The organism is Burkholderia sp. MS389, from assembly GCF_016899425.1.
Classification (GTDB): domain Bacteria; phylum Pseudomonadota; class Gammaproteobacteria; order Burkholderiales; family Burkholderiaceae; genus Burkholderia; species Burkholderia sola.
This window is the reverse complement of sequence record NZ_CP045994.1, coordinates 3277678-3297567: the sequence shown is the minus strand read 5'-3', so window position 1 is coordinate 3297567 and position 19890 is coordinate 3277678. Positions and strand designations below refer to the sequence as shown.

Sequence of the window (19890 nt, the reverse complement as noted above, 5' to 3'; positions counted from 1 at the left end):
CCCAACGGCGGCAACGCGGCCGCCTGGCTGCCGGACGAGGAATCGACGTCCGGCGGGCCGGTTTCCCGCGTAAAATTACAGTCTTGGCTGCAAAAAGCGCGCGTGGCGCGCTTGCGCGGCAACAGTCACGTTTAGAGAAGTCGCATTGCGCAGAACAGGGGTGGGACCATCATGAACACCATGCTTTATCCGGAACTTTACAGGTCGCTCGAAGCTGTCCGCTGGGACATGGAGAAGGACATTCCGTGGGACAAGTTCGACGCTTCGCTGCTCACCGACGAGCAGGCGAAGACGATCAAGATGAACGCGATCACCGAATGGTCGGCGCTGCCCGCGACGGAGATGTTCCTGCGCGACAACCAGCACGACAGCGATTTTTCCGCGTTCATGAGCGTGTGGTTCTTCGAGGAGCAGAAGCATTCGCTCGTGCTGATGGAATACCTGCGCCGCTTCAAGCCGGAGATGGTGCCGACCGAAGAGGAACTGCACGCGGTGCGCTTCCAGTTCGATCCGGCGCCGCCGCTCGAGACGCTGATGCTGCACTTCTGCGGCGAAATCCGCCTGAACCACTGGTACCGTTGCGCGGCCGACTGGCACACCGAGCCCGTCATCAAGCAGATCTACGAAACGATTTCGCGCGATGAAGCGCGTCACGGCGGCGCGTACCTGCGCTATATGAAGAAAGCGCTGAACAACTGCGGCGACGTCGCCCGCGCCGCATTCGCGAAGATCGGCGTGCTGATGGCGTCGGCGCGCCGCACCGAGAAGCCGCTGCACCCGACCAACCTGCACGTGAACCAGGCGCTGTTCCCGCGCGACACCGTGCAGTCGCGCCTGCCCGATCCGGAATGGCTCGAGCGCTGGCTCGACGAGCAGATCCGTTTCGACGGCGAGTGGGAGAAGAAGGTCGTCGAGCGGATCCTGCACAACCTGTCGATCCTGTTCGAGCGCACGTTCGCGACCGCGCAGGAACTGAACCGCTACCGCAAGGAAGTCACCGGTCGCCTGCAGGCCGAAAGCGGCCCGTCGTCGGCCGCGCAGCCGGCCTGAGGCTGGCCGGCGCCGCCGGCGCAAGTCGGGTCCGATTCGCACCCGATTCGCGCGCGGCTCACGGCACACCGTGTCGCGTTCGTTGCATGAAGCCCGCCCGGCCGGTCCGGCGGGCTTTTTATCGGGCGCCGCCGTCGCGCGCGCCGTCGTTCATTCCGTCCGATCTCCATCATGTCCGCCACCTTCGAACGCAAGCTGATCACCCGTGATGCCCTCGTTGCACTGCGCGCGTCGCTGCCGTCGCCCGTCGTGTTCACCAACGGCGTGTTCGACATCCTGCATCGCGGTCACGTCACGTATCTCGCCGATGCGAAAGCGCTCGGCGCGTGCCTGATCGTCGGCGTGAACAGCGATGCGTCGGTGCGCATGCTCGGCAAGGGCGACGACCGGCCGATCAACCGCGAAGAGGATCGTGCGGCATTGCTGGCGGCGCTGGAAAGCGTCGACTGGGTCGTGACGTTCGGGGAAAAGACGCCCGTGTCGCTGATCGAGGCCGTCCGTCCGGACATCCTCGTGAAGGGCGGCGATTACGACATGGACGCGCTGCCGGAATCCGCGCTCGTGCGCGGCTGGGGCGGCCGGGCGCTCGCGATTCCGTTCGAGCACGACCGCTCGACCACTGCGTTGCTGAAGAAGGTGCGCGCGCAACAGTCCTGAGCGCGGCCCGGCGCCGTCACGGGGTCGATGCCGCGAGCGGTGCGGTCGTGACGGCCGGCGCGGCGATCGGGCCGCCGACGACGGGCTGGTCGGTTGCCCGCGCGAGCGGGGTCACGCGCAATGCGTCGGGCTGCACCTGCCGCGACAGCACGCCGGGCTCGCGCGGGCCGGCCGCCGGCAGCGGCCCGAACACGCCGCGCGCCACCACGAACGCGAGCATGTTGGCGAGAAAGAGAACAGCGATCAGCCAGCGCAGCATCGTCGAAACTCCTTGTCGTCATCGACGTGGTTGACGTCGTTCAGTCGAGCCGGCCGCATGGCCGGCTTCTTTCATGGCTTCTGTCGACCATGCGTGCGGGCCGCTGGTGCGGCACCGCGCGTATTGCATCGTCGGCGTGACGTGGGCCCGCTTCGGTCTGCGTCGCCACGCGCCGCCGGGATGCCGGCGCCTTTACATCAATCCTGCGCCGTCGCCGGGCCGGCCGCGTCCGTTGCGATCAGCGCGAGCCCGGACAGGATCAGCGTGTCATGCCGCGTATGCGGGACCGTCAGCGCACGCGCGACGTCGTCCGCCGCACCGCCGGCCAGCACGAGCCGCACCGGCGCCTGCCACGCGGCGACGAGATCGCGCCACGCGCGTTCGATCAGCCCGGCCTGTGCGTACAGGCAGCCGGCCGACAACGAGCGCGGCGTATCGACCTGGAACGGTTCGGCCTGCGCGCCCGCAAGCAGGCCGCTGGCGATATCGGTGGTCAGCGTCGGCAACTGCGCGGTGTGCGTGCCGAGCGCGCGCATCATCAGCGCCCAGCCCGGCGCGATCAGGCCGCCGGTGAAGCGGCCGTCCGCGCGCAGTGCCTCGAGCGTCGTCGCGGTGCCGAACGTCGCGATCAGCAGATGCTCGCCCGGAAACGCCGCATGCGCGCCGATTAGGCCGGCCCACCGGTCGCTGCCGAGTTGGTCGGGCGTCGTATAGCCGTTCGTCACGCCGCATTGCGCGGGGCGCGAGCGGATCGTCGTGCGCGGCACGCCCGGCCAGCGCGCGTCGAGCAGCGCGTCGAGCCGTGCGGCCACGTCGGCGCCCGCGACGTTCGAGATCCACGCGCCGCGCGGTCGCGGCAGCATCGACCAGTCGGGATCGGCGCCGCCGTCGCGCGTGTGGCCGAACGCACCCGTGTCGACGAGCGTGCGCCGCGCGTCGGTGAGCGCCCACTTGATCCGGCTGTTGCCGGCGTCGATCAGCAGGTGCGGTTCGCTCATTGCGCTTCGCGCAGCGATACGTCGCCGGCTGCGATCGTTTGTACGCCGCTCGGCGTGTCGAGCAGCAGCTGCCCGGTCGTGTCGATGCCCGTCGCGATGCCGCGCGCGCGTTCGACGCCCTGTTCGAGCAGCACGACTTCGCGGCCCGCGTACGCGTGCAGTGCGTGCCAGCGTGGCAGGAACGGTGCGAGGCCGTCGGTGCCGAACTGCGCGAGCGCGGGCGTGAGCGCGTTCAGCGACGCGGCGAGCGTATCGGTGAGGTTCGCCGACGCGCACGCGATCGACAGCGCGGCGGGCGGTAGCCCGCTCGCGAGCGTGGCTTCGCGCGCGCGCAGCGCGTCGACCTGCGCGGCGACGGCTTCTGCGCCGCGCACGTTGATGCCGAAGCCGATCACGACGGCGGTGGCGTCGGCGGTGGTCCAGACGGTTTCGATCAGGATCCCGGCGAGCTTGCCGACGATGCGCGGCGCGCCGTCGTCGTCGGCCGTCAGCAGCAGGTCGTTCGGCCATTTGAGCGCGACGCGCATGCGGGCGTCGAGCGGCAGCGTGGCCAGCCCTTCGGCGAGCGCGACGCCGATCGCGATGCTGAGGCCGCCGAGCGCATCGACGGCGCGCGGCACGATGCAGCCGACCGAGCACAGCAGCGCATTGCCGGGCTGCGCGAACCACGGGCGGCCCTGCCGGCCGCGGCCGGCCGTCTGTTCGAACGCGACGCGTACGAGCGGCGCGGGCAGCGCGTTCGCCTTGCGCGGCAGCGCCTTGAGCCGCGTCGCGACGTCGGCGTTGGTCGAGCCGGTGGCGGCGACGATGTCGAGCGGCCACGCACGCGGCGCGGCGTCCAGGTGCGCCTCGAGCCGGTTGCGCGCGATGTGCGCGTCGCCGGAATCGGGCGTGTCGGAGGAGGTGGGGGCGTTCATGGCGCCTATTGTAGCGACAGGGGGCGTGGGCGCGTCGGCAAGTGGGGCGACGGTCATTTCCTCGGGCGGCAGGGGCCGATTGATGTGCGACGCTTCGCGCGAATGTGCTCGTACCGAATCGGGAGAAGTGGCACGCAGGTAGTCGCGTGCATATGAGCTGGAATCAATGTAGCGCCGACATTCCGGTTGATCGATTGACGAAACGTCGTCGACCGATATCGATTGATCGGGATTTCGAATTCGTATGATGGATTTCCTTGTGCCGGTCGTGCATTTTGGTGCGATGAGATTTGCGCTGATAGCGACGAGAGGGAATCCGGATGAATGATGGCCAGCAATGGTTACTCGAGTCTTCGTTGGCTGTTGTCGGCCGGTTGATGGCTAGTGGCGGCCGGTATGCGGCTGGCAGGCCGACCGTCGTCGAATGTGCGGCGCCCGGTACTTTCGCAGATGAGCGTTGCTCGGGCGCGATGAGCCGAGGTGGCGCCGCATGATTCGCTATTTCCTCGCCAAGGGTGATCGGGGCGGCAGCGCGACGATCACCGAGGGACTGGAATACGTCACGTGTTCCAATCCGCCGCCGCGTGTGCAGATCGCCACGCTCTACATGAAAACCTACTGCACGGCTTGCGAGCAGGTTGGGTTTGTCGCGCCGAAAGGTCCGCGCTTGCCTGGCAGGGCACCGAATGGTCAGGGATGGGCGTTGAGTGGGGATATCAATGCATGCGGGTGCAATCCGCCGCCGGTGTTCTATGCCGAGCGGGGCATGAGGATGATCCTGACTTCGCATGAGGCGACTGAGCTTCTGGAGAATAGACACACTCCAACGCCCGAGGACGAAGCGCCGGTTGCGACGGCGAGAGCGGATATCACGCTCGATTACGACGAACAGGTACGTGTCGGCATCGGCACGACGTTGCCGCAAAGCTATCCCTATTTGATCGAAATGACCGACGGACGCACGTATGCGGGGCGTGTCGGTACGAATGGCCAACTGCCACGCATCGGTACCGAGCCCGCTGGCAGTTATACGATCTATTGGGGCGAAGATGCGCTCGCCCACCCAGACTGGACGCCATGCCCAACAGACCGATAACGGTGAGAGCGAATACGATCCCTCGATCCACCAAGGTAGTACAGCTTCACGCGGTGACATTCAAATCGTTGTGGGATGCCTATCCATCAGGGAATCCATACAACGATCCGGCCTATACGAATCAGTGCGCTATTCGTATAAGTGTCGCCTTGCACCGTGTTGGTGTCGACATGAAGTCATTTTCATCGAGGCTCGTCAGGCCTCTCGGCGGTCAACGTAGTATTGGGCGAATTCTGTTGAATGGAAAGGCAACGGCCACGCGCGCCAATGAACTCGGCTCGTGGCTCAACCTGCAGCCATTTGCCGGTCTCGGAAGGGCGGAGGTGATTACCGGAGCGGACTGGGAGGCGAAAATAAAAGGGCGTACTGGTATTGTGATGTTCGATGGTTACTGGGCGCGTGCAGGCGAGTCGGAATTGAATGCGAGCGGCGGTCACATTGATCTTTGGAATGGCTCTCGAATGACGATGAATGGTTTCTGGGGTGCGGCGTCGACGATAGGGCGATATATCGGGATGGTGTCGTTTCGGCAAGGAGCGAATGTCTTCCCAAGTCTCAGCTATTCCGATCTCGGGAAATCGAATTCAGTCTTGTTTTGGGAGATCAAGTGAAGCGGTTTGCGATTGTGCTTTTGGGGGGGCTTGGTGGTTTGCTGTTAACTTGGCTTTACCTCTACGTTTACAGCCATATCAATTGGCCGAAACTTGCAGGCACACCGGCTCGCGGTTGTTACGAGATCGACAAGTGCCCGACCTCATGGTGGCAGGGAGTATTGTTTCTGGCGTACTTGCTGGGGCCTGCCTTGTTTTTCTGCGTCGTCAATGTACTGGCGTATAGACGCTGGTCATGCAAGAGATGGAGCACCACGCTCAGCATTGGAACCATACTCGCGGGCCTGTTCTACCTTGAGCCCTATGTTTCCCGGCTGCTTAAGTGGCGTACCGGATGAACAGACGATCCTTCACCGGTCGAACGGTTGGTGCGCCACTGCCGTCGCGCAGGCCGATTCCGGTTGCGGGGATCGATACCAATGCGCGGTGCGAGGATGACGCATGCGAAGCAATCACCGTTCGGCCGGGTCACGCCCACGCGCCCCCCGGCCGAACGGCCGTCACGGCGCAACCACCGGGTGCTTCAGCGCGTGCGCGGTCTCGATCCACTGCGCGTGGAATTCGTCCGCATCGGGCCGAAGCCCGAGTTCGCCGTTGCGATAGGCCATCGCGAGCGTCTGCACGGCTTCCGGCAGCTCGTGCTCGGCGGCGCGGCGATACAGCGCGAGCGCGCGCGCGTCGTCGCGCGGCACGCCGCTGCCGTCGCGGTACGCGTTCGCGAGCATGAAGTCGGCGGCCGGGATGTCCGCGCGCGACGCGATGTCGAACCAGTGCGCGGCTTGCACCGGGTCGGCCGCGATGCCGTAGCCGCTGCGGTAGATCAGCCCGAGGTAATACGCGGCGGCCGGGTCGCCGTCCGAGGCCGCTGCACCGAGCAGCGTCCGGGCGCGCGCATAGTCTTTCGGGAGATCGCCGCTGCCGAGCAGCAACGCCTTGCCGAGCGCGAGCTGCGCGCGCCGCGCAGCCGGCGCGTCGGCCGTGTCGGCCTTGTCCGCCGCCGCGGCCGTTTCCAGCCAGCCGCGCCCCTCGTCGCGCAGCCCCGGTTCATGCGCATCGACGAGCGCGATGCCGAGCGCCGCCTGCGCGGCGCCCGAGCCGCGGCGCGCGAGCGTGCGCAACTGCGCCAGCGCATGCGGCTCGGTCGCCTGCGTGACCATCGCCTGCCATTCGTCGAGCTGCGCGGCGCTCGGCGCGGGGCCGGCGCCGCGCAGGCCGGTCGCCGCGACGACGGCCGCGACGGTCACGGCCGCCGTCGCGAGCAGCGCGGCGGGCGGGAGTTTCGCGCGCAGCACGCGCCGCGCGGCGGCGGCGAAGCCGGTTTCGGCGGGCCGCATCGTCCGGATCGGTTGCATCGTGTGTCTCATTGCGTGAGGTCGATCTCGTAGGTCGCGAGGTTCTTGCCCGAGCCGTCGTCGGCCGCGACCTGCGTGATGCCGGTCAGGCCGGCCGCCGCCGCGTCGCCGAGGCGGTTCGGCGCGGACGCGAACCGCACGTGCGCGACCGAGCTCGCGAGCTTCGTGAAGCGCCAGCTGCGCTGCGCGCCGTCGGCCGCGCGCGTGATCGCGCCGCGCTTCTTGATGAACGCGATCAGCACGTCGCGGTTCGCGTCGGGCGACGCGAAGATCGTCTTGCTGCCGTCGAGGCCCGGGAAATTGCCGCCGCCGCTCGCGCGGTAGTTGTTGGTCGCGACGATGAACTGCGCGTTCGGGTCGATCGGCGCGCCCTTGTACGTCAGGTTCCGGATCCGGCTGCCGACCGGCTGCGTGACGTCGATTTCATACGCGAGATCGGCCGACGTGAACATGTCGAAGTTGTAGCCGGGGAAGGTGCTGACGAGCGGCTGCACGGTGGCCTTGGTCGGGTCGATCGTGTTGAAGCGCTTCGCGGCCGTCTCGAGCCAGTTCTTCACGTCGGCGCCGCTCACCTTCACCGCGTACACGGTGTTCGGATACAGGTACAGGTCGGCCGCGTTGTTGATCGCGAGCGCGCCCGGCGCGACGTCGGTGTAGTCGGTGCCGCCGCCGAAGCCGCTCTTGAACGGCGCGCTGACCGACAGCACCGGCAGCGACGCGTACTGCGGCAGGTTCGCCTGCACGTAGGTCTTCACGTAGTCGGCCTGCGCCTCGTTGACGATCTGGATCGCGCCCGGATCGCCGACGTCCGCGAAGTACGAGTTCATCCGGTAGTCGGTCGAGCCGATCGGCGTCTTCACGTAGTCGATCGTCGCCTGGTGCTCGGCCGCGATCGCGGCGGAGACCGACGGGTCGGCCGCGACGTAGCTCTTGTCGGCGTTCTGGATCGGCCGCGCCTCGACGGTCGTTAGCGACTTGTCGACGATCCACGTCTTGCCGTCGAACTTAAGGCCAAGCTTGATCACGCCGAGGTGCTTGCCCCAGTAGTTGGCCATCACGGTCGGCACGCCGTTGACGGTGCCCTTGACCTTGTCGACGCCCGGCAGGTTGAACTGCGCGACGGTGCTGTTCGCGTCCGGAAACACCTGGTGCGAGTGGCCGATCAGCATCGCGTCGATGCCGGACACCTTCGACAGCCACCAGCTGCCGTTTTCCATCGTCGGCGAGTACGCGGAATTGTCGAGGCCGCCGTGCGAGATCGCGACGACGAGATCGGCGCCCTTCGCGCGCATCTCCGGAATGTACTTCTCGGCCGCTTCCTTCAGCCCGGTCGTATAGACCTTGCCGTCGAGCCAGCGCTTGTCCCAGTTCATGATCGCGGGCGGCGTGAAGCCGATGATGCCGATCTTCACGGGCGCGCTGACCGTCTTGCCGTCCGGCGTCGTGGCCGTCACCGTGCGCGTCAGGATCGTGTACGGCGTGAACAGCGGCGCATTGGTCTTCGCGCTGATCACGTTCGCGAGCACCTGCGGGAAGTTCGGGCCCGCGCACTTCTTCTGCTGGGCGGGCGCGGGCAGGCCGTCGACCTCGAACGTGTTGCCGGTCACCTGCGACAGGTACGGCAGCCCGTAGTTGAACTCGTGGTTGCCGATCCCGCCGCCGTCGAATTTCGCGGCGTTCATCACCTTGTAGATCGCGAGCGTCTGGTCGCAGCCGACCGGCTTAACCAGCGCCTGGTAGTCCGACAGCGCGGTGCCCTGGATCGTGTCGCCGTTGTCGAGCAGCAGCGTGTTCGGGTACTGCTTGCGCGCCTGCGCGATCAGCGTCGACACGCGCTCGAAGCCGAGCGAATTGTCGGCGGCGAGCTTGAAATAGTCGTACGACAGCACGTTGGTGTGCAGGTCGGTCGTCTCGAGCAGCGCGAGCGTGGCCGTCGTGCCGACGGGCGCCTGGGCCTCGGGCTGCGACGGCGGCGTGGCGGTGACGTCGTCGCCGCCGCAGCCGGCGAGGACGAAGGCGAGGCTGGCGAGCGCGGCGGCGGCCGGCACGTGGCGGCGGGAAAGCGGGGGGAGACGCATCGGTTGTCCTGTTCGGTGTTCTGTTTTATGAAACGCGAGGTACGCACGAATGGCGGCGCGGCGCGCCGACGGCCTGAGGTGCGGCGCGTGAGAGTATCGAAAGGAAACGTGACGGAACAATGAAAGGTCGCGACGCCGGCCGCTGGCCGAGGCCCGCGGCGGCTTCGGGCCGGTCCCGGCCGGCATGCCCGGCCCGGCGCCGCGGCCGGGCATGCCGGCCGTAATCCTCACGTCGCGGCGCCGGGCGGTTCGCTACAATGGCCGCTGTCATCCTTTTGCAAACAACCCGCCCTTGGACTTCGAGACTCCTCCCGGCCTGTCGGTCGACGCCGGCGGCCAGGGCCAGACGGTGCGCCTGACCGGCCAGTGGACCGCGCTGTCGCTCGCGCGCAACCGCGGCGCCGTGGCGCGCCGCATCGCGACCCTCGCCAGCGGGCGCGTGAGCGAATGGGATCTGTCCGGCATCGAGCGGCTCGACCACGTCGGCGGCCAGGCGCTGTGGCGCGTGTGGGGCCGCAAGCTGCCGGCCGGCGTCGCGCTGAGCGCCACGCAGCGCACGATCTTCGAGCGCATCGAACGGCTCGACAGCCAGCGCGAGGCGCCCGAGCGCATCGTGCGGTTCGATCCCGTCACGCGGCTCGGCCTGGCGATCTTCGCGTTCGGCGAACACCTGCAGGGTGGCATCGCGATGTTCGGCCGCGTGATCCTCGACGCGCTGTCGGTGCTGCGCCGCCCGCGGACGATGCCGTGGAAGGAGACCTCGGCGAACATCTACAGCGCCGGCGCGCAGGCGCTGCCGATCACCGCGCTCGTCGCGTTCCTGATCGGCATCGTGCTCAGCTACCTGTCCGCGCAGCAGTTGCAGATGTTCGGCGCGAACCGCTATATCGTGAACATTCTCGGGCTGTCGGTGATCCGCGAGCTCGGTCCCGTGCTGTCGGCGATCCTCGTCGCGGGCCGCTCGGGCTCGGCGATCACCGCGCAGATCGGCGTGATGCGCGTGACCGAGGAGCTCGACGCGATGCGCGTGATGGGCATCCCGCACGGGCTGCGGCTGATCCTGCCGCGCGTGCTCGCGCTCGGCGTCGCGATGCCGCTGCTCGTGATGTGGACCAACATCATCGCGCTGACGGGCGGCGCGCTCGCCGCGAAGCTGGTGCTCGGCATCGACATCAACTATTTCGTGCGCTCGCTGCCGGGCGTCGTGCCGATCGCGAACCTGTACATCGGCGTCGGCAAGGGCGTCGTGTTCGGCATGCTGATCGCACTGGTCGCGTGCCATTTCGGCTTCCGGATCAAGGCGAACTCGCAGAGCCTCGGCGAAGGCACGACCACGTCGGTCGTGTCGTCGATCACGGTCGTGATCCTCGCCGACGCGGTGTTCGCGATCCTGTTCCAGAACGTGGGGCTCGGATGAACGCATCGAACGACACGACCGCGCATGCCGCGGCGATCGGCGCCGGGCCTGACGCGGCCGCCGACGCCGGCGACCTCGTGATCGAGGTACGCAACCTGACCAAGCGCTACGGGCGCAACGTCGTTCACCAGAAGCTCGATTTCGACGTGCGGCGCGGCGAGATCGTGTCGATCGTCGGCGGGTCGGGCTCCGGCAAGACGACGCTCGTGCGCCAGATCCTCGGCCTCGAGCGGCCGACGTCGGGCACGATCAAGGTGTTCGGCGAGGATACGGCGACGATCGACGACGCGACCGCGCGGATGATGCGCACGCGTTCGGGGATGCTGTTCCAGCAGGGCGCGCTGTTCTCGTCGATGACGGTGTTCGACAACGTCGCGCAGCCGCTGCGCGAGCTCGGCCGCGTGCCGCCGGACCTGCTGCACGACATCGTGATGCTGAAGCTCGAGATGGTCGGGCTGCCGTGCAAGCACGCGTCGAAGATGCCGGCCGCGCTGTCGGGCGGGATGGTGAAGCGGGTCGGCATCGCGCGCGCGATCGCGCTGGAGCCCGAGCTGCTGTTCCTCGACGAGCCGACGGCCGGCCTCGATCCGCAGGCGTCCGACGAATTCGTCGAGCTGATCGCGACGCTGCACCGCACGCTCGGGCTGACCGTCGTGATGGTGACGCACGACCTCGACACGATGGTCGCGCTGTCGACGCGCGTCGCGGTGCTGGCCGATCGCAAGGTGCTGGTCGCCGCGCCCGTCGAGGAGGCCGCGAACGTCGACCATCCGTTCATCCACGAATATTTCCTGGGGCTGCGCGGGCGCCGCGCATTGCAGGCGCTGCCGCCCGAGCGGCGCGCGAAGCTGCCGAAGGCGGCCCTCGAACCGGCGCTGTCGAGCGTCGAGCTGTAGAAGCAAGGAACCCGCGAATGGAAAACAAATCACATGCGTTCTGGGCCGGCCTGTTCACGATCGCGCTGACGCTCGCGATCGCGGGCACCGTGTTCTGGTTCAACGTCGACCGCACCGTGCGCGTGCCGTACGACCTGCTCGCGCGCACCAACGTGACCGGGCTGTTCCCGGACGCGGCCGTGCGCTTTCGCGGCCTCGACGTCGGCAAGGTGCAGTCGATCGGCTTCGATCGCACGCATCCGGGCCAGATCCGGATCCGCATTCTCGTCGATCACGACGCGCCGATCACGCAGTCGACCTACGGCAGCCTCGGCTTCCAGGGCGTGACCGGCATCGCGTTCGTGCAGCTCGAGGATACGGGGCGCGATCTGGCGCCGCTGCCGTCGTCGCCGAAGGCGATCGCGCAGATCCCGATGCGGCCGAGCCTGTTCGACCAGATCCAGGAGCGCGGCGACGTGCTGCTGCGGCAGCTCGAACTGGCCGCGAAGAGCGCGAACGCGCTGATGTCGCCCGAGATGCGCGAGCAGTTGCGCGCGACCGCCGAAAGCCTGCAGCACGCGGCCGACGGCGCCGCGACGCTGACCAGGCAGCTCGGCCCGGCAGTCACCGCGCTGCCGGAGACGATGCACGAGGTGAACCGCGCGATGGCGTCGGCGAACACGCTGCTGCAGCCGAACGGGCCGCTCGTGTCGAACCTGAACAAGGCCGGCACGGCCGCCGAGCAGGTCGGCGTCGCGCTGAACGGCCTCAACGCGCGCGTGCAGTACGACACGCTGCCGCGCTTCAATGCGCTGGCCGACAGCGTTGGCGACGCGTCGCGGCAATTGAAGGACGTCGCCGGTGAACTTGGCCGCAACCCGCGCAGTCTGTTGTTCGGCTCGCCCGGCGCGGCCCCGGGGCCCGGCGAGGCGGGCTTCGTCTGGCCGGGTGCGACGGCCGGGAAGTGAAGCGCAAACCCATCGAGGGTCCAGCCGGAAACGGCCGGGTCATGACGCCCATCGAAACCGGAAACATCATGCAGGAATACGCCATGCCACGAATCCTTGACCGCACGCTGCGCCCGGCCGCGGCCGCGCTGGGCGTGCTGACGCTCGCACTGGCGGCCGGCTGCGCCGGCAACGACGCGGTGCTGTCCAATATCCGCTACGACCTCGGGCCCGCGTCGTCGGTGACGACCACCGGTTCGGGCCCCGCGCTGAAGGTGCTCGACGTCGCCGCGCCGGACGCGCTCGATTCCGACAAGTTCGCGTACCGCCTGGCGTATGCCGATGCGCAGCACGTGGCCGTCTATCGCGACAGCCGCTGGACCGCGCCGCCCGCGCAACTGCTCACGCAGCGGCTGCGCGGCGCGCTGTCGTCGCGCGGGACGGTGCTCGAAGGCGCCGACGGCGTGCGCGCGCCGACGCTCAAGGTCGACCTGAGCGAATTCGAACAGGTTTTCGATGGGCAGTCGCAAAGCCACGGCGCGGTGACCGCGCGCGCGACGTTGATGCAGGACGGCAAGGTGCTCGGCCAGCGCACGTTCGTCGCGCGCGCGCCGTCGAGCACGCCCGACGCGGCCGGCGGCGCGCGTGCGCTCGCGGCGGCCAGCGACGAACTCGTGTCGCAGATCGCCGCGTGGGTCGGCGTGCAGGCGTACGCGGGCACGCCGTGACGGCCGACGTGCAGCCGCGATTGCATCCGCGATTGCATCCGCGATGAACGTGCCGGGCACGCATCGCGCGTCACCGCTCGCGCGGCAGGCGTTTGCCGCTTACGCGGCGCTGATCGTCTATGCGTCGCTGTATCCGTTCGAAGGCTGGCTGTCGCTCGGCATCGGCCCGTTCGATTACCTGTTCGCGCCGATGCAGCGCTACGTGACCGCGTTCGACGTGGCCACGAACGTGCTCGGCTATCTGCCGTTCGGCGCGCTCGGCGTGCTCGCGCTGCACCCGCGCTGGCGCGGCGTGGCCGCGACGCTGATCGCGGGCGGGCTCGGCGTGCTGCTGTCGGGCGCGATGGAGGCGCTGCAGACCTACCTGCCGACGCGCGTCGCGTCGAATCTCGACCTTGGCGCCAACGCGCTCGGCGCGCTGCTGGGCGCGGCGCTCGCCGCGCCGGCCACCGGCGCGCTGCTCGACCGCGGCGCGCTGCGCCGGCTGCGCTTCGCGTGGCTGGAGGCCGACGGTTCGACGCCGCTGCTGCTCGCCGCGCTGTGGCCGTTCGCGATCGTGTTTCCGTCGCCGTTCCTGTTCGGCATCGGCGACTGGCCGGCCGCGCTGTGGGAGCGCGCCGACGCGTCGATGCAGGACGCGCTGCTCGCGTGGCTGCCGGCCGCGTGGCGCGTCAGCGAATGGCCCGAGCGGGTCGACGGCTGGCTGTCCGATTCCGCGTGGGAAGCCGTGCTCGGCGGGCTGATGCTGTTCGCCGCGCTGGCGATCGCGTCGCTCGCGATGCGCCCGCGCGCGCCGCGCATCCGGCTGCTGATCGCGCTGGTGGTCGCCACGCTGGTGCTGAAGGCGGCCGCAACGTTCATGCAGTCGGCTACCGGCCTCGTCGTCGTGTGGGCGACGCCCGGCGCGCGGCTCGGCATCGAGCTCGGCTTCGCGGCGGCGCTCGTCGCGTTGCGCGTGCCGGCGACGTGGCGCGCGATGCTCGCGGCGCTCGCGCTGCTGGCCGGCGTCGCGCTCGTGAACCTGCTGCCGGTCAACCCGTTCTTCGACTTCACGCTATCGGGGTGGCGGCAGGGCCGCTACGTGCACTTCAACAGCCTCGCGCGCTGGCTCGCGTGGATCTGGCCCTACGCGGCGCTGATCTGGCTCGGCCAGCGCGTCGAGCACGCGTGGCTGCCGGCCGCGCTGCGCCGCTGACGCGGCAGCCCGGGCCGCGCGGCGGCGGCCGTGCCGCGGGCAGCCGCGTGCGCCGGTCGCTATAATCGTCGGCATCCTCCGTTGCCGCCTTGCGCAACGGCAATTCATCGCCCTTCTTTGCGCACGGCCTCGTGCCGGGCCGCTCGTCACCATCATGGATTCCTACTACCAGCACCACGTCTTCTTCTGCCTGAACCAGCGCGATCCGGGCGCCGAGCGCCCGAGCTGCGCGCAATGCAATGCGCAGACCATGCAGGAATACGCGAAAAAGCGCGTGAAGGAACTCGGTCTCGCGGGGCCAGGCAAGGTGCGCATCAACAAGGCCGGCTGCCTCGACCGCTGCGAGGAAGGGCCGGTGATGGTCGTGTATCCGGAAGGCACGTGGTACACGTACGTCGACCAGGCCGACATCGACGAGATCGTCGAGTCGCACCTGCGCGACGGCAACGTCGTCGACCGCCTGAAGATCTGAGCGGGCCGGCCGAATGAACGTTCATACGCAGAAATCGCTGATCGCGGGCCCGATCGGCCAGATCGAAATCGCGGTCGACCTGCCCGACGCCGTGCGCGAAAGCGGCGCCGCGCCGCGCGGCATCGCGCTCGTCGCGCACCCGCATCCGCTGTTCGGCGGCACGATGGACAACAAGGTCGCGCAGACGCTCGCGCGCACGCTCGTGCAACTGAACTATGTCGTCTACCGGTCGAACTTCCGTGGCGTCGGCGCGACCGAAGGCGTGCACGACAACGGCGCGGGCGAGGCCGACGATCTTCTCGCGGTGCTCGCGCACATGCGCGCGCAGCCCGCGTATGCGGACCTGCCGCTCGTGCTCGCGGGCTTCTCGTTCGGCACCTTCGTGCTGTCGCACGTCGCGAAGCGCCTGCGCGACGCGGGCGAGACGATCGAGCGGATGGTGTTCGTCGGCACGGCCGCGAGCCGCTGGCAGGTGGCCGACGTGCCCGAGAACACGCTCGTGATCCACGGCGAAACCGACGACACGGTGCCGATCGCGTCGGTGTACGACTGGGCGCGGCCGCAGGAGCTGCCGGTCGTCGTGATCCCCGGCGCCGAGCATTTCCTCCATCGCAAGCTGCACGTGCTGAAGCGCATCGTCGTCGACGCGTGGCGCTAGCCTGCATGCGGGCGTCGGCGCAAGCGCCAGCGTCCGTACCGCGCACCGGCGCCCGTCCGGACGATGCGCGACCCTTCCCGAAACTTCACGCGACATCGCGCCGCGCCCCGCCTGCTGCATGGCGCCGCAACCCGGCTTGCACGCCGCCTGCGCACGCCTTTCGCGCGGCTTCGAGCACGCGTGCCCGCCGCATTCCCGTGCGATGCTCGCGCAACGGGGTTGCGGACGTCCGCTGCCCGGTTCGCGAAAACGCCGTTCGCGGCCACGTATAATGGCCGCTTTCGCGTTGCCCGCGGCCCGGCTGGGCCCATGCGGCGCTCGTTTCGCCGCCTGTCCGCCCGCTCGCGACGGCCGCGAACCGAACGCGCCCGCACGAGTCCAACCGGCGCGTTTCGCGTCGCCCGACGGTGTCGGGCGAGCGCCCGACACGCCCGCCGCCTTGCCGTTCAACCCTGCGCGTTTCGCACCGCACTTTCTGCCATCAGCCTGAATCGATCATGCGTCTGTCTTCCCAAGGCCTCAAGTCCCTCGCTTCCTCCATCGCCTTCAGCACCGCCGCGCGCAACGTCGCGCTCGGCGTGATGCTGCCCGTCGCGCTCGCATCGACGATCGTCGTCGCCGAGGCGAAGCCGGCCGCCAAGGCCAAGGCCGCGCATGCGGCGCCGGCCGCCGAGCAGTTCACCGGCGCGCCCGCGACCTACATGCCGGGCGCGGTGCCGCCGCCGGGCGTGAACGCGCGCTCGTGGGTGCTCGTCGACGCGACGAGCAACACGGTGCTCGCATCGGGCAATGCGGACGAACGCGTCGAGCCGGCGTCGCTGACGAAGCTGATGACGGCCTACCTCGTGTTCGAGGCGCTCGACAAGAAGAAGATCTCGATGGAGCAGATCGTCACGCCGAGCGAAGCCGTGCGCCGCGTCGGCCGCGACGAGTCGCGCATGTTCATCGAGGCGAACAAGCCGGTGTCCGTGCACGACCTCGTGTACGGGATGATCATCCAGTCGGGCAATGACGCTGCGATCGCGCTGGCCGAACTCGTCGGCGGCAGCGAAGGGCAGTTCGTCACGCTGATGAACGACGAGGCCGCGCGCCTCGGCATGAAGGGCACGCATTTCGCTGACGTGAACGGCATGCCCGACCCGAACCACTACACGACGGCCGGCGATCTCGCGAAGCTGTCGGCTCACCTGATCCGCGATTTTCCGCAGTACTACGGCATCTTCTCGGAGAAGGAATTCAAGTACAACAACATCCGCCAGGGCAACCGCAACCGTCTGTTGTGGCTCGACCCGACGGTCGACGGCCTGAAGACGGGCCACACGCAGGCGGCCGGTTACTGCCTGATCGCATCGGCGAAGCGCGCGATCCCGGGCGTCGACGGCCAGCGCCGCCTCGTGTCGGTGATGATGGGCGAGCAGAAGGAAAGCGACCGTACGCAGGACAGCATGAAGATGCTGAACTACGGCTACAGCGCGTTCGATTCGGTGCGCCTGTTCAAGGGCGGCCAGGCGATCTCGACGCCGCGCGTCTACAAGGGCAAGGACAACACCGTGCAGGTCGGCGTGAAGAGCGACCAGTGGGCGACCGTGCCGCGCGGCCTCGGCGACAAGGTCAAGACCGAGGTCGACGTCAACGCGCCGCTGATCGCGCCGCTCGCGGCAGGCCAGCAGGTCGGCACCGTGAAGATCGTCGCCGACGGCAAGACGCTGTCCGAATTCCCGGTCGTCGCGCTGCAGGCGGTGCCGGAAGCGGGTATCTTCGGACGTATCTGGGACTCGATCCTGCTGATGTTCAGCAAGAAGAAGTAAGCACGACGGGCCTTTGTTTTCACGACTTCATCCCCATCTGTCAAAGCTATGAGCCAAGCCGAATTCGAACCGATCGTCTACCTCAGCGTCTCGGCGCAGGAGGAACTGGTGCCGCTGTCCGAAGCCCGTGTGCCGGTGCTCGACCGCGGGTTCATCTTCGGCGACGGCGTGTATGAAGTCGTCCCCGTCTATGCGCACGACGGCGCGCACGTGCCGTTCCGGATCGAACAGCATCTGGACCGGCTCGCGCGCAGCCTGAAGAAGATCGGCATCGACAACCCGCACGATGCGGCGGGCTGGCGCGCGCTGATCGAGCGGGTCGTCGCGGCGAACGCCGAAGGCCTCGCCGACGGCAACGCGCTCGTCTACTTGCAGGTGACGCGCGGTGTCGCGAAGCGCGGCCATGCGTTCCCGGCGAACGCGGTGCCGACGGTGTTCGCGATGACGAGCCCGCTGCGCCTGCCGTCCGAAGCGGAGCGCGCGAAGGGCGTGCGCTGCGTGACGGCCGAGGATCGCCGCTGGCTGCATTGCGACATCAAGTCGATCTCGCTGCTCGGCAACGTGTTGATGGCGCAGCATGCGGCGGAACGCGATGCGTTCGAGACGATCCAGCTGCGCGACGACAACGTGACCGAAGGCTCGTCGTCGAACGTGTGGATCGTGAAGAACGGCGAGCTGTTCGCGCCGCCGCGCAGCAACAAGATCCTCGAAGGGATCCGCTACGCGCTGGTCGAGCAGCTGGCCGAAGAATGCGGGATCCGGTTCGTCGCGCGCGAGATCAGCGAGGTCGAGCTGCGCTCGGCCGACGAGATCATGCTGACGTCGGCCACCAAGGAAATCCTGCCTGTGACGTCGCTCGACGATCTGCCCGTGCAGGGCGGCAAGCCGGGCCCCGTGTTCGCGGCGCTGTATGACGCGTACCAGCGTGCGAAGGCACGCGAGTTTGAACAGTTTGACCTAACCCGGAGAAAATGATGAGCGAACCGACCAAAACCGTCGAGGTCACCGGCGCAATCGAGACCCGGAAGGAGTCGCTGCTGGAGTTTCCGTGCGATTTCCCGATCAAGATCATGGGCAAGGCGCACCCCGAGTTCAAGGACACGATCTTCAAGGTCGTGGCCGTTCACGACAACGAGATCGACGTCGAGAAAATCGAGGAGCGCGCGTCGAGCGGCGGCAATTACACGGGCCTCACGATCACCGTGCGCGCGACGAGCCAGGAACAGCTCGACAACATCTACCGTGCGCTGACCGGCCATCCGATGGTCAAGGTCGTGCTTTAAGCGCCCGTTCCGGCGTCCGGGGTCAGCGCAAACGGCCGCTGATCCCTTTCCATCCTCCCTCCAGCGCGCACTCGGCGGGGCATTTTCCCGCCGCGCGCCGCGCGTCCAGCTCGTCGCACAGCCGCTTGTATTCGGCCACTTCCTCGAACAGCCAGGTCCTGAACGCCTGCACGCGCGGCGTGTTCAAGAGCGGCGGCGGACACACGAAAAAATAGTGCCACGGGCTCGGCCCGTCGATGTCGAACAGGCGCACGATGCGCCCGTCGAGCAGGTCGTGCACCGCGAGCGAGCGGCGCACCAGCGCGATGCCCTGGCCTTCGATCGCGGCCAGCAGCAGGTTCGACGAATCCTGGTACAGGATCCCCCGCTTGGGCTCGGTCAGCGTATCGAGCCCGGCCGCGTCGAACCACGGCCGCCACAGCTCGTCGTCCGAGCGCAGCAGCGGGTAGTGCACGAGATCGGCGGGCGTCTGCGGCAGCTTGCCGCCGTTCAGCGTCGGCGCGCACGCCGGAAAGAACACCTCCTCGAACAGCGGCTCCACGTGCAGCCCCGGATAGCTGCCGAAGCCGAAGCGGATCGCCAGATCGACGTCGTCGCGCGCGAAATCGGTGAGCGAGTTGGTCGACTGCAGCTCGACGTCGATTTCCGGATGCCGCTCGATGAACGTGCCGATGCGCGGTGTGATGAAGCGCGCGGCGAACGACGACAGCATCGACACCACCAGCCGCCGGTCGCGGTCGCTCGCGCGCACGTCGCGCGTCGCGTCGGCGATCACCATCAGCGCGGTGCGGATCTGCTGCGCGTAGCGCATGCCGGCGTCGGTCAGGCACAGCCGCTTGCCGTTGCGCGTGAACAGCTGCACGCCGAGCTCTTCCTCGAGCGCGCGCACCTGGTGGCTGACCGCGCCGTGCGTGACGAACAGCTCGTCGGCGGCGCGCGAGAAGTTCTCGTGGCGGGCGGCGGCTTCGAACGCGCGAATCGCGTTCAGCGCCGGCAGCTGGCGGAGGTCCATTTGCTAATTTTCCTCACATCGACGTGAAAATTGGTCGTTTGGTCGGACACCTTCAAGTGACTAGGATTGTAGTCATCGAAGCACTTATTGGCGGAGTCGATCATGCAAGAAATCTCTTCAAGCATCACCTTCGAAATTCCCCCGGGCGAGACCGTACCGATGAAGGTGCAACGCAGCACGCGGCTGATCGTCCAGTGCGGGCCGGTCTGGGCGACGCGCAGCAACGACGTCGACGACTATTTCCTGGCCGACGGCGAGACGCTGAAGCTGCGCCGCGGCGAGCGGCTGTGGCTCAGCGCGGAAGGCCGCGAGGGCGCGTGCGTCGCGTTCTCGGTGTCGCGCCCGCCGCGGGAAGTCGCGCTCGGCGGGCTGTCCCGGCTGCGCGAACGCGTCAACGCGCTGCTGCACGACGGCTGGCGTACCGTCTGACCATCGTTTCATCCGACGGATACCGGCGATCCGTCCCCGTCCCCAGGC

The 19890-nt window shown here is 68.1% G+C and carries 21 protein-coding genes; 15 read left to right on the top strand and 6 right to left on the bottom strand.

The genetic code is table 11. The features are described from left to right. The first annotated feature begins 171 nt into the window (after window positions 1-171). Window positions 172-1050, top strand: coding sequence for a diiron oxygenase (locus GJG85_RS15350; RefSeq protein ID WP_011353352.1), 879 nt, complete (start codon window positions 172-174; stop codon window positions 1048-1050). A gap of 171 nt (window positions 1051-1221) precedes the next feature. Continuing rightward, window positions 1222-1707, top strand: coding sequence for a D-glycero-beta-D-manno-heptose 1-phosphate adenylyltransferase (gene rfaE2 / locus GJG85_RS15345; RefSeq protein ID WP_012329309.1), 486 nt, complete (start codon window positions 1222-1224; stop codon window positions 1705-1707). Window positions 1708-1723: 16 nt separating this feature from the next. On the opposite strand, the gene GJG85_RS15340 is transcribed toward rfaE2, so the two are convergent. The 3 genes from GJG85_RS15340 to GJG85_RS15330 all read right to left on the bottom strand — a co-directional run bounded on the left by GJG85_RS15340 (window position 1724) and on the right by GJG85_RS15330 (window position 3881). Next, a complete protein-coding gene (locus GJG85_RS15340) occupies window positions 1724-1966 on the bottom strand; it encodes a hypothetical protein (RefSeq protein WP_050018166.1) in 243 nt (80 codons plus the stop codon). Between the two features lie 197 nt (window positions 1967-2163). Beyond that, window positions 2164-2964 (bottom strand): type III pantothenate kinase, encoded by an 801-nt coding sequence (locus GJG85_RS15335; protein ID WP_050018165.1) that lies wholly within the window; start codon window positions 2962-2964, stop codon window positions 2164-2166. Then, a complete protein-coding gene (locus GJG85_RS15330; protein ID WP_050018164.1) occupies window positions 2961-3881 on the bottom strand; it encodes a biotin--[acetyl-CoA-carboxylase] ligase in 921 nt (306 codons plus the stop codon). Before GJG85_RS15330 ends, GJG85_RS15335 begins: the two co-directional genes overlap by 4 nt. Before the next feature lie 490 nt (window positions 3882-4371). Between GJG85_RS15330 and GJG85_RS15325 the strand changes: the two genes are divergently transcribed. Together GJG85_RS15325 and GJG85_RS15320 are read left to right on the top strand one after the other, a co-directional pair. After that, window positions 4372-4977, top strand: coding sequence for a hypothetical protein (locus tag GJG85_RS15325; RefSeq protein ID WP_235356331.1), 606 nt, complete (start codon window positions 4372-4374; stop codon window positions 4975-4977). After that, window positions 4959-5588: a type VI secretion system amidase effector protein Tae4 gene (locus GJG85_RS15320; protein WP_080334426.1), complete on the top strand. Its 630-nt coding sequence runs from the start codon at window positions 4959-4961 to the stop codon at window positions 5586-5588. The genes GJG85_RS15325 and GJG85_RS15320 overlap by 19 nt, the downstream gene beginning before the upstream one ends. 500 nt (window positions 5589-6088) lie before the next feature. On the opposite strand, the gene GJG85_RS15315 is transcribed toward GJG85_RS15320, so the two are convergent. Together GJG85_RS15315 and GJG85_RS15310 are read right to left on the bottom strand one after the other, a co-directional pair. After that, window positions 6089-6940, bottom strand: a complete 852-nt coding sequence (locus GJG85_RS15315) for a tetratricopeptide repeat protein (RefSeq protein ID WP_050018163.1) — start codon at window positions 6938-6940, stop codon at window positions 6089-6091. 8 nt (window positions 6941-6948) lie between these two features. Then, window positions 6949-9018 carry a bifunctional 2',3'-cyclic-nucleotide 2'-phosphodiesterase/3'-nucleotidase gene (locus GJG85_RS15310; RefSeq protein ID WP_050018162.1) on the bottom strand — a complete coding sequence of 690 codons (2070 nt, stop codon included), beginning with the start codon at window positions 9016-9018 and terminating at the stop codon, window positions 6949-6951. 184 nt (window positions 9019-9202) lie between these two features. Between GJG85_RS15310 and GJG85_RS15305 the strand changes: the two genes are divergently transcribed. The 10 genes from GJG85_RS15305 to GJG85_RS15260 all read left to right on the top strand — a co-directional run bounded on the left by GJG85_RS15305 (window position 9203) and on the right by GJG85_RS15260 (window position 18401). Next, window positions 9203-10435 carry an ABC transporter permease gene (locus GJG85_RS15305; RefSeq protein WP_235356330.1) on the top strand — a complete coding sequence of 411 codons (1233 nt, stop codon included), beginning with the start codon at window positions 9203-9205 and terminating at the stop codon, window positions 10433-10435. Beyond that, window positions 10432-11331 carry an ABC transporter ATP-binding protein gene (locus tag GJG85_RS15300; protein WP_050018160.1) on the top strand — a complete coding sequence of 300 codons (900 nt, stop codon included), beginning with the start codon at window positions 10432-10434 and terminating at the stop codon, window positions 11329-11331. The genes GJG85_RS15305 and GJG85_RS15300 overlap by 4 nt, the downstream gene beginning before the upstream one ends. 17 nt (window positions 11332-11348) lie before the next feature. Further along, entirely contained in the window at window positions 11349-12278 is a 930-nt protein-coding gene (locus GJG85_RS15295; protein WP_089488853.1) for an MlaD family protein, read from the top strand. An 83-nt stretch (window positions 12279-12361) separates the two neighbouring features. Next, window positions 12362-12985 (top strand): ABC-type transport auxiliary lipoprotein family protein, encoded by a 624-nt coding sequence (locus GJG85_RS15290; protein ID WP_204383433.1) that lies wholly within the window; start codon window positions 12362-12364, stop codon window positions 12983-12985. 43 nt (window positions 12986-13028) lie between these two features. Continuing rightward, on the top strand, window positions 13029-14180 hold the full coding sequence (locus GJG85_RS15285; protein WP_089488852.1) for a VanZ family protein: 1152 nt from the start codon (window positions 13029-13031) through the stop codon (window positions 14178-14180). Between the two features lie 154 nt (window positions 14181-14334). Next, window positions 14335-14652, top strand: coding sequence for a ferredoxin (locus tag GJG85_RS15280; protein ID WP_050018157.1), 318 nt, complete (start codon window positions 14335-14337; stop codon window positions 14650-14652). Window positions 14653-14665: 13 nt separating this feature from the next. After that, window positions 14666-15310: an alpha/beta hydrolase gene (locus GJG85_RS15275; RefSeq protein WP_050018156.1), complete on the top strand. Its 645-nt coding sequence runs from the start codon at window positions 14666-14668 to the stop codon at window positions 15308-15310. A 497-nt stretch (window positions 15311-15807) separates the two neighbouring features. Further along, the gene (locus tag GJG85_RS15270) at window positions 15808-17118 is read left to right on the top strand and encodes a D-alanyl-D-alanine carboxypeptidase family protein (RefSeq protein WP_050018155.1); all 1311 of its coding nucleotides are present in this window, start codon (window positions 15808-15810) and stop codon (window positions 17116-17118) included. A gap of 48 nt (window positions 17119-17166) precedes the next feature. Then, the gene (locus GJG85_RS15265) at window positions 17167-18093 is read left to right on the top strand and encodes a D-amino acid aminotransferase (RefSeq protein WP_050018154.1); all 927 of its coding nucleotides are present in this window, start codon (window positions 17167-17169) and stop codon (window positions 18091-18093) included. Next, window positions 18093-18401, top strand: a complete 309-nt coding sequence (locus GJG85_RS15260) for a YbeD family protein (RefSeq protein WP_011546305.1) — start codon at window positions 18093-18095, stop codon at window positions 18399-18401. The genes GJG85_RS15265 and GJG85_RS15260 overlap by 1 nt, the downstream gene beginning before the upstream one ends. 22 nt (window positions 18402-18423) lie before the next feature. Here GJG85_RS15260 and GJG85_RS15255 read toward each other — a convergent pair whose 3' ends face one another. Continuing rightward, entirely contained in the window at window positions 18424-19413 is a 990-nt protein-coding gene (locus GJG85_RS15255) for a transcriptional regulator GcvA (protein WP_006485238.1), read from the bottom strand. A gap of 102 nt (window positions 19414-19515) precedes the next feature. On the opposite strand from GJG85_RS15255, the gene GJG85_RS15250 reads away from it, so the two are divergent. Further along, window positions 19516-19842, top strand: coding sequence for a DUF2917 domain-containing protein (locus tag GJG85_RS15250; RefSeq protein ID WP_050018167.1), 327 nt, complete (start codon window positions 19516-19518; stop codon window positions 19840-19842). Window positions 19843-19890 lie beyond the last annotated feature (48 nt).

Bases quoted from the DNA above. Each gene is read 5' to 3' on its own strand.
- GJG85_RS15315 (WP_050018163.1), bottom strand. From the start codon at position 6,940: ATGCAACCGATCCGGACGATGCGGCCCGCCGAAACCGGCTTCGCCGCC.
- GJG85_RS15350 (WP_011353352.1), top strand. From the start codon at position 172: ATGAACACCATGCTTTATCCGGAACTTTACAGGTCGCTCGAAGCTGTC.
- GJG85_RS15310 (WP_050018162.1), bottom strand. From the start codon at position 9,018: ATGCGTCTCCCCCCGCTTTCCCGCCGCCACGTGCCGGCCGCCGCCGCG.
- GJG85_RS15275 (WP_050018156.1), top strand. From the start codon at position 14,666: ATGAACGTTCATACGCAGAAATCGCTGATCGCGGGCCCGATCGGCCAG.
- GJG85_RS15295 (WP_089488853.1), top strand. From the start codon at position 11,349: ATGGAAAACAAATCACATGCGTTCTGGGCCGGCCTGTTCACGATCGCG.
- GJG85_RS15340 (WP_050018166.1), bottom strand. From the start codon at position 1,966: ATGCTGCGCTGGCTGATCGCTGTTCTCTTTCTCGCCAACATGCTCGCG.
- GJG85_RS15320 (WP_080334426.1), top strand. From the start codon at position 4,959: ATGCCCAACAGACCGATAACGGTGAGAGCGAATACGATCCCTCGATCC.
- GJG85_RS15280 (WP_050018157.1), top strand. From the start codon at position 14,335: ATGGATTCCTACTACCAGCACCACGTCTTCTTCTGCCTGAACCAGCGC.
- GJG85_RS15305 (WP_235356330.1), top strand. From the start codon at position 9,203: ATGCCCGGCCCGGCGCCGCGGCCGGGCATGCCGGCCGTAATCCTCACG.
- GJG85_RS15335 (WP_050018165.1), bottom strand. From the start codon at position 2,964: ATGAGCGAACCGCACCTGCTGATCGACGCCGGCAACAGCCGGATCAAG.
- GJG85_RS15265 (WP_050018154.1), top strand. From the start codon at position 17,167: ATGAGCCAAGCCGAATTCGAACCGATCGTCTACCTCAGCGTCTCGGCG.
- GJG85_RS15325 (WP_235356331.1), top strand. From the start codon at position 4,372: ATGATTCGCTATTTCCTCGCCAAGGGTGATCGGGGCGGCAGCGCGACG.
- GJG85_RS15290 (WP_204383433.1), top strand. From the start codon at position 12,362: ATGCCACGAATCCTTGACCGCACGCTGCGCCCGGCCGCGGCCGCGCTG.
- GJG85_RS15260 (WP_011546305.1), top strand. From the start codon at position 18,093: ATGAGCGAACCGACCAAAACCGTCGAGGTCACCGGCGCAATCGAGACC.
- GJG85_RS15255 (WP_006485238.1), bottom strand. From the start codon at position 19,413: ATGGACCTCCGCCAGCTGCCGGCGCTGAACGCGATTCGCGCGTTCGAA.
- GJG85_RS15300 (WP_050018160.1), top strand. From the start codon at position 10,432: ATGAACGCATCGAACGACACGACCGCGCATGCCGCGGCGATCGGCGCC.
- GJG85_RS15330 (WP_050018164.1), bottom strand. From the start codon at position 3,881: ATGAACGCCCCCACCTCCTCCGACACGCCCGATTCCGGCGACGCGCAC.
- GJG85_RS15285 (WP_089488852.1), top strand. From the start codon at position 13,029: ATGAACGTGCCGGGCACGCATCGCGCGTCACCGCTCGCGCGGCAGGCG.
- rfaE2 (WP_012329309.1), top strand. From the start codon at position 1,222: ATGTCCGCCACCTTCGAACGCAAGCTGATCACCCGTGATGCCCTCGTT.
- GJG85_RS15250 (WP_050018167.1), top strand. From the start codon at position 19,516: ATGCAAGAAATCTCTTCAAGCATCACCTTCGAAATTCCCCCGGGCGAG.
- GJG85_RS15270 (WP_050018155.1), top strand. From the start codon at position 15,808: ATGCGTCTGTCTTCCCAAGGCCTCAAGTCCCTCGCTTCCTCCATCGCC.